The organism is Rhizobium sp. SEMIA 4085 (genome assembly GCF_013004495.1).
Taxonomy (GTDB): domain Bacteria; phylum Pseudomonadota; class Alphaproteobacteria; order Rhizobiales; family Rhizobiaceae; genus Rhizobium; species Rhizobium gallicum.
In genome coordinates this window covers 1-13,066 of record NZ_JABEPH010000149.1, presented here as the reverse complement: position 1 = coordinate 13,066, position 13,066 = coordinate 1, and the positions used below count along the sequence as shown (strand labels likewise).

At 59.9% G+C, this 13,066-nt stretch carries 14 protein-coding genes, 1 tRNA gene and 1 pseudogene; 9 read left to right on the top strand and 7 right to left on the bottom strand.

The annotated features are described in order from the left end of the window. Together C9413_RS16380 and C9413_RS16375 are read left to right on the top strand one after the other, a co-directional pair. Positions 1-974 (top strand): lipopolysaccharide biosynthesis protein (locus C9413_RS16380; protein ID WP_170250640.1); only part of this gene is annotated, 974 nt, incomplete at its 5' end. 2 nt (positions 975-976) lie between these two features. Next, positions 977-2,254: a GNAT family N-acetyltransferase gene (locus C9413_RS16375; protein WP_039846262.1), complete on the top strand. Its 1,278-nt coding sequence runs from the start codon at positions 977-979 to the stop codon at positions 2,252-2,254. On the opposite strand, the gene C9413_RS16370 is transcribed toward C9413_RS16375, so the two are convergent. After that, positions 2,238-3,878, bottom strand: coding sequence for an AMP-binding protein (locus C9413_RS16370; RefSeq protein ID WP_039846263.1), 1,641 nt, complete (start codon positions 3,876-3,878; stop codon positions 2,238-2,240). The two genes, C9413_RS16375 and C9413_RS16370, sit on opposite strands and share 17 nt — an antisense overlap. A 208-nt stretch (positions 3,879-4,086) precedes the next feature. Between C9413_RS16370 and C9413_RS16365 the strand changes: the two genes are divergently transcribed. Then, complete coding sequence (locus C9413_RS16365; protein WP_039846264.1) at positions 4,087-5,064, top strand: aldo/keto reductase; 978 nt, start codon at positions 4,087-4,089, stop codon at positions 5,062-5,064. A 23-nt stretch (positions 5,065-5,087) separates the two neighbouring features. Here the strand turns inward: C9413_RS16365 and C9413_RS16360 are convergent, their stop codons facing one another. After that, positions 5,088-5,672: a TetR/AcrR family transcriptional regulator gene (locus C9413_RS16360; RefSeq protein WP_170250639.1), complete on the bottom strand. Its 585-nt coding sequence runs from the start codon at positions 5,670-5,672 to the stop codon at positions 5,088-5,090. A 124-nt stretch (positions 5,673-5,796) separates the two neighbouring features. Here C9413_RS16360 and C9413_RS16355 point away from each other — a divergent pair, with 124 nt between their 5' ends. Beyond that, entirely contained in the window at positions 5,797-7,092 is a 1,296-nt protein-coding gene (locus tag C9413_RS16355) for an MFS transporter (protein ID WP_039846266.1), read from the top strand. Positions 7,093-7,215: 123 nt separating this feature from the next. Further along, a tRNA-Leu gene (locus tag C9413_RS16350) sits at positions 7,216-7,300 on the top strand. A gap of 331 nt (positions 7,301-7,631) precedes the next feature. On the opposite strand, the gene C9413_RS16345 is transcribed toward C9413_RS16350, so the two are convergent. Together C9413_RS16345 and C9413_RS34220 are read right to left on the bottom strand one after the other, a co-directional pair. Further along, positions 7,632-8,210 (bottom strand): DUF1643 domain-containing protein, encoded by a 579-nt coding sequence (locus C9413_RS16345; RefSeq protein ID WP_039846267.1) that lies wholly within the window; start codon positions 8,208-8,210, stop codon positions 7,632-7,634. Then, positions 8,207-8,341: a hypothetical protein gene (locus C9413_RS34220; RefSeq protein ID WP_267285081.1), complete on the bottom strand. Its 135-nt coding sequence runs from the start codon at positions 8,339-8,341 to the stop codon at positions 8,207-8,209. The genes C9413_RS16345 and C9413_RS34220 overlap by 4 nt, the downstream gene beginning before the upstream one ends. Positions 8,342-8,697: 356 nt before the next feature. Between C9413_RS34220 and C9413_RS16340 the strand changes: the two genes are divergently transcribed. Then, entirely contained in the window at positions 8,698-9,132 is a 435-nt protein-coding gene (locus C9413_RS16340; RefSeq protein ID WP_133941871.1) for a hypothetical protein, read from the top strand. A 63-nt stretch (positions 9,133-9,195) separates the two neighbouring features. On the opposite strand, the gene C9413_RS16335 is transcribed toward C9413_RS16340, so the two are convergent. Beyond that, on the bottom strand, positions 9,196-9,402 hold the full coding sequence (locus C9413_RS16335; protein WP_039846269.1) for a hypothetical protein: 207 nt from the start codon (positions 9,400-9,402) through the stop codon (positions 9,196-9,198). A gap of 207 nt (positions 9,403-9,609) precedes the next feature. Here C9413_RS16335 and C9413_RS16330 point away from each other — a divergent pair, with 207 nt between their 5' ends. Next, a complete protein-coding gene (locus C9413_RS16330; RefSeq protein WP_052451661.1) occupies positions 9,610-11,376 on the top strand; it encodes a cation:proton antiporter in 1,767 nt (588 codons plus the stop codon). Here the strand turns inward: C9413_RS16330 and C9413_RS16325 are convergent. Next, on the bottom strand, positions 11,346-11,645 hold the full coding sequence (locus C9413_RS16325) for a hypothetical protein (RefSeq protein ID WP_039846270.1): 300 nt from the start codon (positions 11,643-11,645) through the stop codon (positions 11,346-11,348). The two genes, C9413_RS16330 and C9413_RS16325, sit on opposite strands and share 31 nt — an antisense overlap. Before the next feature lie 199 nt (positions 11,646-11,844). Here C9413_RS16325 and C9413_RS16320 point away from each other — a divergent pair, with 199 nt between their 5' ends. Together C9413_RS16320 and C9413_RS16315 are read left to right on the top strand one after the other, a co-directional pair. Next, positions 11,845-12,435, top strand: a complete 591-nt coding sequence (locus tag C9413_RS16320) for a YqaA family protein (RefSeq protein ID WP_039846271.1) — start codon at positions 11,845-11,847, stop codon at positions 12,433-12,435. Between the two features lie 22 nt (positions 12,436-12,457). After that, positions 12,458-12,973, top strand: a complete 516-nt coding sequence (locus C9413_RS16315) for a disulfide bond formation protein B (protein WP_039846272.1) — start codon at positions 12,458-12,460, stop codon at positions 12,971-12,973. 14 nt (positions 12,974-12,987) lie between these two features. Here the strand turns inward: C9413_RS16315 and C9413_RS16310 are convergent. Further along, positions 12,988-13,066 (bottom strand): annotated as a pseudogene (locus tag C9413_RS16310) (HNH endonuclease); the annotation flags it as partial.

Below are 13,066 nucleotides of genomic sequence, written 5' to 3'. Positions count from 1 at the left end.
GGATTGAGTCCTATTATCTCATTCCTGTTTTCCTTGGCCTTCTCGCCATGCCGATGATCGCGCTCGGCGACATTCTGGAAGGCACCTCGCGTGCCAATCACTGGCCGGTCATGGCGCTGAGCCCGGTCTACATCATCCGGCCTGTCCTCATCATTCTCTTCATGCTGGCAGCGATCGTAGCCGGTGCGGAGCATTCTGCCGTCACCGCCATGAAAGCCGCGCTGGCCGCAACCTACGTCACCGCCGTCGGCCAATACATCGCGACACTCCTGCGCCTGCGCCGCCACTACAGCGAGGGACCGCGCAGGGTCGATTTCCTCAACTGGCTGAACATCGCCTTCCCGATATTCCTGGTCGAAGGCGTGAGCTTCCTCTTGACCAATTCGGATGTGGTTGTCGTCGGCATCTTCCTCGAGCCGCATGACGTGGCGATCTATTTTGCCGCCGCAAAGACGATGGCGCTGGTGCATTTCATCATGTTCTCTGTAAAGGCAGCATCCGGTCCACGCTTCTCCAGCCTCATCGCAGAAGGCACCCGCGAGCAGCTTGCCGCAGCAGCAATCGACGCTGCGCGATGGACCTTCTGGCCGGCGCTGGCCCTCGGGCTCGCAGTCGTTGCAGCCGGTCACTTGCTGCTGTCGCTTTTCGGCGCAGCCTTTACGGCAGGTTATGTTTTGATGGCGATCCTGCTTGCGGGCATCCTCGCCAAGGCCCTCGTCGGTCCGGCCGAAACGCTGCTGATGATGGCCGGAAAGCAGAACCTCTGCGTCGCCCTCTATGCGGCGGCGCTCACGGCAAACGTCTCCTTGAATATCGCCCTGATTCCGCACCTTGGCACCGTCGGCACTGCGATCGCGACGGCATCGGCAATGGGTGTGGAAGCGATCCTGCTGCACATCGCCGTGCGCCGGGCGCTCGGCATTGTCCTTTTTGCATTCAGCCGCCCTCCGGCAACGATAGAAACGAGAGCCTGATAATGGTGCGTGTCCCCCCCGTTACCGAAAGCACCGATACCAACGCCAATCGCATGGTTCACGAGCTTGCCTCGATAAACTTCGACTTGCCGCAGGCTGAAGCGCGCGTCGAGATCGGACGTCCGGGCCGGGAGCTCTGCCTCTATCCGGGCAGGCTCGGCTATGAATTGCAGGACGAACTGGATTTCCTTTCGAACCGTGCGATGGAGCCGAATGTTTTCTTCACCGGCCGCTTCCTCGCGCCCGCCATGCCGCGGCTTGAAGACCGGCAAGTGAGTTTCGCACTGATCCGCGACGAGAACGGCCGGCGCAGCCGCTTGCGTTTCCTGATGCCGTTCTCTGTCGAAAGACCCGGCTTTGCCGTCGGCCCCTCGATCATCCGCGCATGGTCGAACAGCTTCGCGCCGCTCGGCACCCCCCTGGTGGATGCCGAAGATGCGGCTGAGACGCTGGACAATCTTTTTGAAGGCTTGACGGCGAAAGATCTGAACCTTCCCGCAACGTTGGTGCTGCCGGATATTCGCCTGAACGGCATCTTTGCTCGCATGGCAAAGGCGGTGGCGCTGAGCCGCAACCTGCCGGTCACGGTCACCAATCCATCCGAGCGGCCGATGCTGCAGAGCGAGGACGACGCTATGGCCTATCTTGGCCGTACCATCTCTTCTTCGCATAAAAGGGAAATGCGCCGTCAATGGCGGCAGCTCGAAGAGCTCGGAACAGCTGTCTATGTCGTTGCGCGCCAGCCCCGCGATATTCATGCGCGGTTTGAGGAGTTCTTAGCAATGGAAGCCGGCGGCTGGAAAGGCAAGAGACGAAGCGCGCTGGCAACCGACCGCTACCACACGGCCTTCGCCCGCGAAGCCGTCTCGAACCTTGCGGCGATCGACGCGGTGCGCATTCACACGATCGACCTGAACGGCAAGGCAATCGCGGCAACAGTTGTGTTGATGATGGGCGGCGAGGCCTATACTTGGAAGACGGCCTACGACGAGGCCTATGCCCGCTATTCTCCGGGCAAGCTGTTGATGGCCGAACTAACGGAGTGGCATCTCGACGATGCGAATATCGTGCGTTCCGATTCCTGCGCGGTGCCGGACCATCCGATCATGAGCCGCTTTTGGCAGGAGCGCGAGGAAATGGGAACGCTGGTGATCGGCCTGACGCAGAACGGCGACCGCGATGTTCGCCAGGCCGCCGCTCAGTTGCATATGTATCGCAGCACCCGCAATATGGCGAAGATGCTGCGCGAGAAGATCATATCGCTCACACGGCGCGGTTAGGCCCCTCGCCGGCCGCCTTTTCGCGCAGAAGTCTGCGGATGACCTTGCCGGTCGTCGTCAGCGGCAGCGCGTCCACAAATTCGACCTCGCGCGGATATTCGTGCATCGAAAGCCGCATCTTCACCCAATCGCGGATTTCAGCGCCGAGCGCATCGCTGGGCGTGCGGCCAGGTGAAAGCACGATATAGGCCTTGACGATCTCGGTGCGCACCGGATCCGGCTTGCCGACGACGGCAGCGAGCTGCACGGCCGGGTGGCCGCTCAGACAGTCCTCGATTTCGGCAGGACCAATGCGATAGCCTGACGAGGTGATGACGTCATCATCCCGGCCTTCGAAAATGACGTAGCCCTCGTCATCCTGATGACCGAGATCGCCGGTTAGCAGCCAGCCGTTGATGAACTTCTTCCTGGTCGCCTCGCCATCGTTCCAATAGCCGAGGAACATGACTGGATCGGGCGCCTTGATAGCGATTTGGCCTGTCTCGCCGGGGGACACTTCATCGCCGCTCTCGCCAATGATTGCAACCCTATGACCGGGAACCGCGCGGCCGATCGCGCCTGCCTTCGTGACACCATAGCCTGCACTGGAGGAGAGTACGAAATTGCACTCCGTCTGGCCATAAAACTCATTGACGGTGATGCCGAACGCCTGGCGCGCCCACTCATAGGTTTCGCGACCGAGCGATTCACCGGCGGAGCCGATGGTGCGCAGATTGAGATCATATTTCGCGCGGGGATCACTGATCGATTTCAGCAGGCGGAGCGCTGTCGGCGGGATGAAGGCATTCCGCACCTTCATCTCGGCCATGATGCGATAAGCCATATCGGCGTCGAACTTCTGCGCCGGAGAGGAAACGACAGGAACGCCGAGCAGGAGGCTTGGCAGCAGCGCATTCAGCAGCCCGCCTGCCCAGGCCCAGTCCGACGGCGTCCAGACCTTGTCGCCGGGCTGTGCAAAACCTTCATGCGCGAACTGCATCCCGGGAATGTGGCCCGCCAGAACACGATGGCCATGCAAGGCGCCCTTGGGCGGCCCCGTCGTGCCTGATGTGAAGATCATCAACGCCGGATCGTCCGGGCTGGTCGCAGCAACGTCGAAAAGCGGCGGATGCGCCTCGACGAGCGCTCCGAAAGCAAACGCTTCACCGCCATCGATGCTGATGACCGTGCCGAGTTCCGGCAGGTTTTCGCGAATCTGGTTCACCCGCTCCAGTCCGAACGAGTTGGTAACGATCGCAGTCGCGCCTGAGGTTCTCAGCCGGTATTCCAGTGCCTCGACGCCAAACAGCAGCGCGAGCGGCAGCGCAATCGCACCCATCTTGTAGATCGCCACATGGGCGATCGCCGTCTCGAAACATTGCGGCAGAAGCAACGCGACGCGATCGCCGCGGCGAATGCCGAGCGACGTCAATGCATTGGCAAAAGACGACGAGCGCTCCGCCAGCGCGCCGTAGGTCATCGACAAATGACGACCATCCGGGCTGAAATGTTCGAGGCAGATGCGTTCGGGTGCCTGCGCCGCCCATCCATCGCTGACGGCACGCCCAATATTGAAGTCTTCCGGAATCTCCCACGAAAAATCGCGATAAAGACCGTCATAGCGGTCGCGGCCGGGAAGTCTCATACTCGAAAATCCAGTGAATGCTGCACCAGCTAACACCTTGCGGCGATCGAGTGCAAGTTCGCTTGATCGCGTGTTTCAAAGCTCCACCTCATGATCGCAAGGCGCGCCTGAAATATTCTTTCGCCGGATTGCTGACACTCTCACCGATTGCGCCCTACATCACCCCGAGGTGTCTCGGGGGATTGAGATTTATTCACGGAGTCAATTCATGGACTATGTCAAATTCGGAGGCACTGGCCTTGAAGTTTCGAAGATCTGCCTCGGCTGCATGACCTTCGGCGATCCGGGCCGCGGCAAGCACGCCTGGACACTCGGCGAGGAGGAAAGCCGCGCGATCATCAGGCAGGCACTCGATCTTGGCATCAATTTCCTGGATACGGCGAATACCTATTCCGACGGCTCGTCCGAGGAAATCGTCGGACGGGCAATCAAGGACTTGAAGCGCGAGGACATCGTACTCGCGACCAAGGTCTTCCACCGCATGCGCCCCGGTCCGAACGGCGCTGGTCTTTCCCGCAAGGCGATCTTTGACGAAATCGACAACAGCCTGCGCCGACTCGGCACGGATTACGTCGACCTCTTCCAGATCCATCGCTTCGACTACACGACGCCGATCGAGGAAACGCTGGAGGCCTTGCACGACGTCGTCAAGGCCGGCAAGGCGCGCTATATCGGCGCCTCCTCCATGTATGCTTGGCAATTCGCAAAGATGCTCTACACCTCGCGGCTGAACGGCTGGACTCAGTTCGTGAGCATGCAGGACCATGTCAACCTTCTTTATCGCGAGGAGGAGCGCGAAATGCTGCCTTTCTGCGAGGACCAGAAGATCGCTGTCATTCCGTGGAGCCCGCTTGCCCGCGGCCGCCTGGCGCGCGACTGGGACGAAAGGACCGCCCGCACGGAAACGGATGAATTCGGCAAGACGCTCTACAGGCAGGCCGAAGATGCCGACCGCAAAATCATCGACACGGTCGGCCGATTGGCGAAGACACATAACGTCTCCCGGGCCCAGATCGCAACTGCTTGGATCTTGCAGAAGAGCGCGGTGACCGCACCGATCATTGGCGCATCGAAGCCGCACCATCTTTCGGACGCCGTTGGGGCATTGGCTGTCAAGCTCAACGCCGACGACGTCGCCGCTCTCGAAGAGCCTTATGTTCCGCATCACGTGGAAGGATTCAAATAACGCAGACACATGCCGACGGGCACTCAGGCGCCGACAAACTTTGCCGGTGCCAGCTTCTCCCGCATCGTCGAAAGGAACTGACCGGCCAAATCGCGATTTTCGACCGCGCGCGCCAGACTGACGGCCCCCATCATTGATGAGAGCGTCGTAAAGCCATTCTTGCGGCGCGCCTCCGGCGTCTCACCCGGAACGATCTCCGCCAGGATATCGACAAGCGTGGAAAGCCCGTCGTTGAAGGTTTCCCGCACCGCACCGCTACTGCGGCTCACCTCTTCCATCAATGCCACGAAGACACAGCTCGAGCCTGGATTGTCGACGGAACACCAGGAAACATAGTGGTCGAGGAGCGCTTCCAAGGGGCGATCCGGAGCGTCGGCGATAAGAGCCTTCCATCGCACTTCCACCCTGGCGATCAGCGCACGGCTGACCTCCAGCTGCAGCTCTTCCTTTGATTGGAAGTGGCCATAGAACCCTCCATGCGTCAGCCCGCAGGCTTTCATGATATCGGCAACCCCCACGCCATCAAATCCATTTTCGCGGAACATTACGCCCGCCACTTCCAGGATCTTCTGGCGGTTTTCTGCAAATTTTTCGCGGCTGACGCGCATGATCCGGCTCCGAAAATAGTCCCTTGACAAATTATATGACGCCTATCATCAATACGCAAGAAACATGACGACCATCATCTAAATCAGTGATGCATCGATCATTCCCACGAATGGAACTTGCCCCATGGTTTCCACTGCGCTTGCCTCCACCCTTGCACGCCGCAACATCCACTACGGATGGATCGTTGTCGGCGCGACTTTCCTGACCATGCTGGTCACCGCCGGCGCCATGGGCGCGCCGGGCGTGCTGATCAAGCCGCTGCAGGACGAGTTCGGCTGGGAAACTTCGCAGATTTCCTCCGCACTTGCGATCCGCCTGGTCCTCTTCGGCCTGATGGGTCCCTTCGCGGCGGCTTTCATGAACTATTTCGGTGTGCGCAAGGTCATCGTCTTCGCGCTTGCGCTGATCGGCGCGGGCTTCGTTGGCTCGCTCTTCATGACATCGCTTTGGCAGCTTCTGCTGCTGTGGGGAATCGTCGTCGGTTTCGGCACCGGCCTGACGGCCATGGTGCTCGCAGCGACCATATCTGCCCGCTGGTTCACGAAGCACCGCGGCCTCGTGGTCGGGATGCTTTCGGCAAGCTCGGCCACCGGTCAGCTCGTTTTCCTGCCGCTGATGGCGGAATTAACGGATCGCTACGGCTGGCGCTCCACGGTCTTCTTCGTCTGCGCCATGATCATGGTTGCCGCACTTGCCGTGCTTGCCTTCATGCGCGACCGGCCCTCCGACTTAAACCTGCCCTCGCTCGGCGAAGCTCATGTCACGCCGCCGCCGGCACGGGGCACGTTGGTCGGCGCGCTTAAGACGCCGATCACGATCCTGAAAGAGATCTCCGGAACTTCGACTTTCTGGATCTTGTTCGCCACCTTCTTTATCTGCGGCCTCAGCACCAACGGCCTGATCCAGACTCATTTCGTCACGCTTTGCGGCGACTTCGGCATCCTGCCTGTCGCGGCGGCCAGCGTTCTAGCCGTAATGGGTATCTTCGATTTCTTCGGCACGATCGGCTCCGGCTGGTTGTCGGATCGCTTCGACAACCGCTGGCTCCTCTTCTGGTATTACGGTTTGCGCGGGCTTTCCTTGCTCTTCCTGCCCTTCAGCGATTTCAGCTTCTACGGTCTTTCGATCTTCGCGGTGTTCTACGGCCTCGACTGGATCGCCACCGTTCCGCCGACCGTAAAGATTGCCGCCGACCGCTTCGGCCGGGAGAAGGCCGGTCTGGTCTTCGGCTGGGTCTTTGCCGGCCATCAGCTGGGCGCGGCAACCGCTGCTTATGGCGCTGGCCTTTCACGGACCGAGCTGTCGAGCTACCTGCCGGCCTTCTTCGTTGCCGGCGCCTTCTGCCTGCTCGCCTCGATCCTCGCCATTACTTTGAAGAAGTCCGGCTTGACCGAACCGGCACCGGCTACCGCACACTGATTGCAAAAGGCTTTCCCAAGGAACATCAAGCCGGAAGCCGTATCAAATCAGCCTGATAAGCCCGCCGGCCGTCTTGCGCGGCCGGGGGTCGCATGTTAGACACCCGGCTCGTCGGTATCCGTTGCCCCATTGGCGGAATTGGTAGACGCGCTCGACTCAAAATCGAGTTTCGAAAGAAGTGCTGGTTCGACCCCGGCATGGGGCACCACCGACGAAAAACGATCCGATAATTCGTATAGGGCGTCGTCTGGCCCTTCGTCGTCCAGCCGAAGATCGCCATCAGTTCTTCGTCGGTCGCACTGTTCCCAGCGGCGATCGTCGCTCCCGCCTTGTGCAGGCCGGGCGCGGTGGTGGAACAGCTCGGCCTGGTCGCACCAGTCGCGCATCTTGTTGCCGGGGCCGTTGACCGTCAACGGCATGCCGAACTCCGTCGCTGGCACGACCCTTCGGCTTAGACCAGTCAGGCGACCAACTCGCCCGCCAGAGTGAAAAAATATAGGACGGCGCTCGGCGATGATATCGTCGATTGCTTTTAACGTTTACGCCGCCTTCGTTGCGCGCCGGAACATGACCGGCTGCTGGTTCCGATCAATGCGATGGACGCCACGCGCCATCGGGTGTTTCGGAAATCCCTCCTTCGTCAGCCCCAGGCAGACGAGATCGACGGTCTGGTGGCGGGCGCGGCCGCAGAACCAATCCTGTCCCCCTTCCCCATCGTTCAGACTTGCGTGGTGCGCGCCGTGGGCGCCCCATGCGGCAAGAGCCGGCGTGTTCTGCAAGCGGGCGACCGTCAAGGCGGTTTCGATGAACTGGACGTTCTTCGGGCCGCGCGGATAGTGCGACGACATCATCACGATCGGGCTCGACGAGCGGAAGGCGAAGAGGTTGACGACCAGCAGGCCGCCGTAGCCCCAAGCCTTACCAAAATGGATCAGCGCGCAGATCGTCGGATCATCGTTGTCGGCATCGGCCGTCGAAGGGTTGAGCATGCAGGTGACGAGCAGCGGCCTGCCCTTCTCCCACACACGCGTCAGCTCGTAGCGATATCGGCCGCAATCGGAAATGACGGCGGCCTTTTTGATGAGACCGATGCTGTCATCGAGTGCGAGCAGCGTCATGCCTCTCCTTTCGAGACGTCGACGCAAGACGTTCCGGTCATGCGAACGACACCGACCATCGTCACCGTCTTGTCGTCGCCGACCAGGCAGATGAAGGCGGAGATGCGGCCTTCGCCGACAATGATCTCCACTTTGTCGCGATTTAGTTGTCAAGAGCGGCGATGACGAAGCATCCAGTATATCCCTGGCGGAGTTCGCCGGTGCAACTGATGGCGATCTCGTCGTCAACCGGTCAGAGCTGTGAAAAACTTCAACCAAAGCGTTTATTCTTGTCGATCTTTTAAATCTGATGATCTGGCGTTGGAAAATCCTAACCCGCTGCCATCAAAAGATCATGATCAAAAGGCGCCTCTTCAACCTGCTCCTTCTTGTTGCCCTTCCGGTTGTTTCTTATGGCGCGGATTGCCCTTCAGCCAAGAGTGCAGAAAACGGTTTCTTATTGAGGAATTCGGGGGCGATAAGCGAATTCCGGCCGGCGCAAGGACCTGTGGTCGCAATAACCAATTCCTTCGGAAGTTCGAAGAAGCAGACGGTTTATTCGTACCAGGGGCTTTTCGATCTATCGCGCTCCAGCAGCGATGAGCGTTACGCCATCTATCCAATCGATGGCTTGGACAAGCTCTTGCCCATCAAGAAGGATGGGCATCACGTCATCCCCTTTGTCCCCTTGGATCCTCAACAATCCAGCGAGAAGTGGACGCTGGAGCTGACGGTAACCAAACGCGAGACCGTCGCAGTTGGCCGGTGCAAATACGAGGTTTTCAGGATCAGAGAGGAAACCAAAAGAGGCGGCGAGCGCGTCGAGCTCTGGAGCGCTCTTTACTCTCCCGACCTGCACGCGACCCTTGCCAAGATCTACGACGAGGGAACAAGCGAGGAAGCCATTGTCAGTTACGACTACATCCAATCCTTATCGCGATGACGTAGTTCGGCGGCGGGATTTGCGAAACAGCTGCAAGAAGTGCGCGACCGCACGCGACCTCTCCTACTGGATCAGCTGAATCCTGATCTCTTCCTTTGCAGCGAAGGAGCGGCATTCGTCGAGGTCGTCGCCGACGAAGATTACATCGCCTTCGGAATCGAACAGACCCCAGCAGGCTTCGTCCTCAAGAAGTACCTCTCGGACATATCCGAATTCGACGGCATCAAACGACCGTTTGAACGCGACATCAACAGCTTCTATTTCTCGCATGGAAATCTCCAATGAGACAGGGATTTCTGTTTTAGTGCTCGCTTATACTGATCTCCGAAACTGACGCCAAACTGGTGCCGCCGCGAGAACGCCCGAGTATCGCTGGAGCTCAGTATTTGCCGGTGGTACGGAAACTCAAATCAAGTATTTAATTTCACTCACGCTTCGGTCAAAGTGGCGGTCGCCAACGAATATCAAGGGACGGATGTGCATCAGGAAGTAACGCTTATCGCCACAGTCGCCGTCAGCTTCGTCTTTGCGGCGGTGCTTGGATATGTGGCCGACAGGCTGCGGCTGCCGCCGCTGGTCGGCTATCTCGTCGCAGGCATACTCATGGGACCGTTCACGCCGGGCTTCGTCGCCGATACAGGGCTTGCCGGACAGTTGGCCGAAATGGGCGTCATCTTGCTGATGTTCGGCGTCGGGCTGCATTTTTCCGCCGCTGACCTGCTTGCCGTGCGCGGTATCGCCGTGCCGGGCGCGATCATCCGGATCATCCTCGCTACGCTGCTCGGTATTGGCCTCGCGAAATGGTGGGGCTGGGGGCTCGGCGCCGGGATCGTCTTCGGCCTCAGCCTGTCGGTGGCAAGCACCGTCGTGCTGCTGAAGGTCCTTGAGGAACGAAACCTCCTGAATTCAGCAAGCGGCCGCGTCGCGGTCGGCTGGCTGATCGTCGAAGACTTGGCGATGGTTCTGGCGCTGGTCTTGCTGCCTGCCCTTGCGGAATTGCTCGGCGGCCGCGCCGCCAGCGATGCTGCACAGGGCGCTGGGCTGCCGCTTTCGCTGGCGATCGCACTGACGCTGCTGAAGGTCGGCGCCTTTGCAGTCATGGCGATCTTTGTCGGCCCGAAAATTGTTCCCTGGCTACTGACGCTCGTCGCCCGAACCGGCTCGCGCGAACTCTTCACATTGACGGTCCTTGCCATCGCCCTCGGCATCGCTTTCGGCTCCGCTGAGATCTTCGGCGTTTCCTTCGCACTCGGCGCTTTTTTCGCGGGCGTCGTGATGAGCGAGTCCAATCTCAGCCACCGGGCCGCTGCCGATTCTCTGCCGCTTCAGAACGCCTTTTCAGTCCTGTTCTTCGTGTCGGTCGGCATGCTGTTCGATCCATCGATCCTGGTCCGCCAGCCGATGGCGGTCATCAGCGCGCTGATGTTGATCATCGTCGGCAAGGCGATCATCTCCTTTCTGATCGTCATCCTGCTTCGCTATCCGATCGGAATGGCGCTGACCGTCGCAGGCGGATTGGCGCAGATCGGCGAATTTTCCTTCATTCTTGCCGGCCTCGGTGTTTCCCTCGGATTGCTGCCGACTGACGGGCAGGATGTCATCCTTGCGTCCGCGATCATTTCGATCACGCTCAATCCGCTCGTCTGCGCCGGCGCCGAGGCGCTGCATACCTATGTGCACGCCCGATGGCCGGTGCTCAGCAATCATTACGGCCGCCGCCGGCATGAGGCGCTCGGACGCGAGCTTGAAAAGATCAGGGCACTTACCGAAGCGCGGGAGCGCCAGCACCAGCTGGAGATGCAGCAACTGATCGAGACTTTCCCGCTTTTCGCCAAGGTCGATGAGCACTCGCAGGAGGAACTGCTCCTTCTCTTCCGTCCCAAATCCGCGCTGCCGGGCGAACGCGTCATGCGCAAGGGGGACCGCGGGGACGGCATGTATTTTCTTTCGTCCGGAGCCGTGGAGGTCCGTCTTCCCGGGGGCGCCGTCCGTCTCGAACCGGGTGCATTTTTCGGTGAAATGGCGCTGCTGAGCGGCGGACGGCGAACGGCCGATGTCATTGCCATCGATTTCTGCCAATTCCTGGTGCTGGAACGACGTGACTTCAATATGTTCACCGCCCGCCACCCGGAGCTAAGGGCCGCCGTCAGCGAAATGGCACGAGAGCGCTCGCAGATGAACGCATTAAACGCGAAGCGCGAAGCGCATCCGGATCAACGCGAAGTGTCGGCGCAAGGCCAATAGGCATCCGCGGAGAAGTCGTGGGGGATCGGATCGAGGCGGGACAGCGTCTCGGCCGCAAAATCGAGCTGCATCTTCAAATATCTGAGCGCTGCCGGCGCAGGAACGCCCGTCGCAAACTCTCTCACATAAGACGAATGATAGCCGCTTTCCCGAAGCCGCCTGACGGCTTCGCGCCGTACATCCTCCCTGCTCGGCCTTCGAGCTGAAGCTACGGTTTCGCGCGCATCGGCTCCTTTGCCGAGCCCGCCCTCAATCACCCTCAATTTCATTCATAGCCACCTGCAAAAACCAATCGGAAACCAGCTTGCAGAAGATTCACCGATTTGCAATCTCCCGAAAACGTGGGAGCACAGCCGCCATACGGATCACGAAAATTTTCGTGGCACGCTGGCATCATTGCCACACTAGGCATTTACAGCGCCATACTGCCCCCCTAAAGCTTTTGCACCGCAGCACGAAAGGAATGGAATGCTCCGCAGACTTTACGACTGGACCATGTCTCTCGCCGCCCGCAGATCGGCCGAGGTCTGGCTCGCCGTTATCGCCTTCGTCGAAAGCTCCGTCTTTCTCGTCCCGGCCGATGTCCTTTTTCTTCCCATGGCACTCGCCAAGCCTGAGCGATCATATCGATATGCGATCGTTGCCACGGCCGCCTCGGTTCTCGGCGGCATCGCCGGCTGGGCGCTCGGCTTCTATGCCTACGAGACCGTGGCGCGGCCGGTGCTGGAATTCTACGGAAAGCTCGATGCCTTCGAGCAGATGAAATCTTACGTCACTTACGAGACGATCCTGCTTTTGCTGGTGACGTCGGGACTGGCGCACCTGCCGCCGATCAAAATCGTGACGATTCTGTCCGGGGTGATTCACGTCAATATATGGCTGTTCGTCATCTCGGCGATCGTCGCCCGCGGCGCGCGCTTCCTATTCCTGGCGTGGCTGCTTCGCCGCTACGGTGAGCCGATTCGCCATTTCATCGAAAAGCGCTTGGGGCATATTGTCAGCATCGGTGCAGTGGTCGCCATCGTGCTTTATATTCTCTATCGCTACCTTGCCCACTGAGCCAAGCTCGCGGAGTTCCGCCATGACTGCCATTGCCTCGCCTCTTTCCCGCCCGGTCGTTCTCTATTCGCTATTCCTGGCCCTCGGCATGGCGGCGGTCGTCGGAACTGCACTCGGCTTCCAGTATCTCGGCGGCTACATTCCTTGTGCGCTCTGCCTGCTGCAGCGCGAGCCTTATTACTACGGCATTCCGATCGCGATTCTCGGCGCGCTCGCATCGCTTTTCGGTCTGCCGAACTGGGTCGCCCGTGCCCTGCTGTTGGCGGCAGGTATGCTGATGGTGGTCGGTGCCGGCATGGGTGTCTATCACGCGGGCGTCGAATGGCATTTCTGGGCAGGGCCGGCGACCTGCTCGACCAGTGCAGGGGCCATGACGCAGAATGCCGGCGACCTGCTTACGGAACTCAACACAATTACCGGCCCGTCCTGCACCGATGCGGCGCTGCGCGTTCTCGGTCTTTCCTTTGCGGGCTGGAATGTGATTGCGAGCCTGATCCTTGCGGCTTTCGCTTTCGTCGGCGTCCGCAAATCGGCATAAGGAAATAGCGGCAATCAGGGCTGCAGTTCGGTATCCCAGTAGAGATAGTCGAGCCAGCTGTCGTGCAGATAGTTCGGCGGAACGAGCAGGGCG

Coding starts and splice junctions, on each gene's coding strand:
- C9413_RS16360 (WP_170250639.1), bottom strand. CDS start 5,672: ATGCGCGTCAGCCGCGAAAAATTTGCAGAAAACCGCCAGAAGATCCTG.
- C9413_RS16335 (WP_039846269.1), bottom strand. CDS start 9,402: ATGCGAGAAATAGAAGCTGTTGATGTCGCGTTCAAACGGTCGTTTGAT.
- C9413_RS16355 (WP_039846266.1), top strand. CDS start 5,797: ATGGTTTCCACTGCGCTTGCCTCCACCCTTGCACGCCGCAACATCCAC.
- C9413_RS16315 (WP_039846272.1), top strand. CDS start 12,458: ATGACTGCCATTGCCTCGCCTCTTTCCCGCCCGGTCGTTCTCTATTCG.
- C9413_RS16345 (WP_039846267.1), bottom strand. CDS start 8,210: ATGACGCTGCTCGCACTCGATGACAGCATCGGTCTCATCAAAAAGGCC.
- C9413_RS16365 (WP_039846264.1), top strand. CDS start 4,087: ATGGACTATGTCAAATTCGGAGGCACTGGCCTTGAAGTTTCGAAGATC.
- C9413_RS16370 (WP_039846263.1), bottom strand. CDS start 3,878: ATGAGACTTCCCGGCCGCGACCGCTATGACGGTCTTTATCGCGATTTT.
- C9413_RS16320 (WP_039846271.1), top strand. CDS start 11,845: ATGCTCCGCAGACTTTACGACTGGACCATGTCTCTCGCCGCCCGCAGA.
- C9413_RS16375 (WP_039846262.1), top strand. CDS start 977: ATGGTGCGTGTCCCCCCCGTTACCGAAAGCACCGATACCAACGCCAAT.
- C9413_RS16325 (WP_039846270.1), bottom strand. CDS start 11,645: ATGAAATTGAGGGTGATTGAGGGCGGGCTCGGCAAAGGAGCCGATGCG.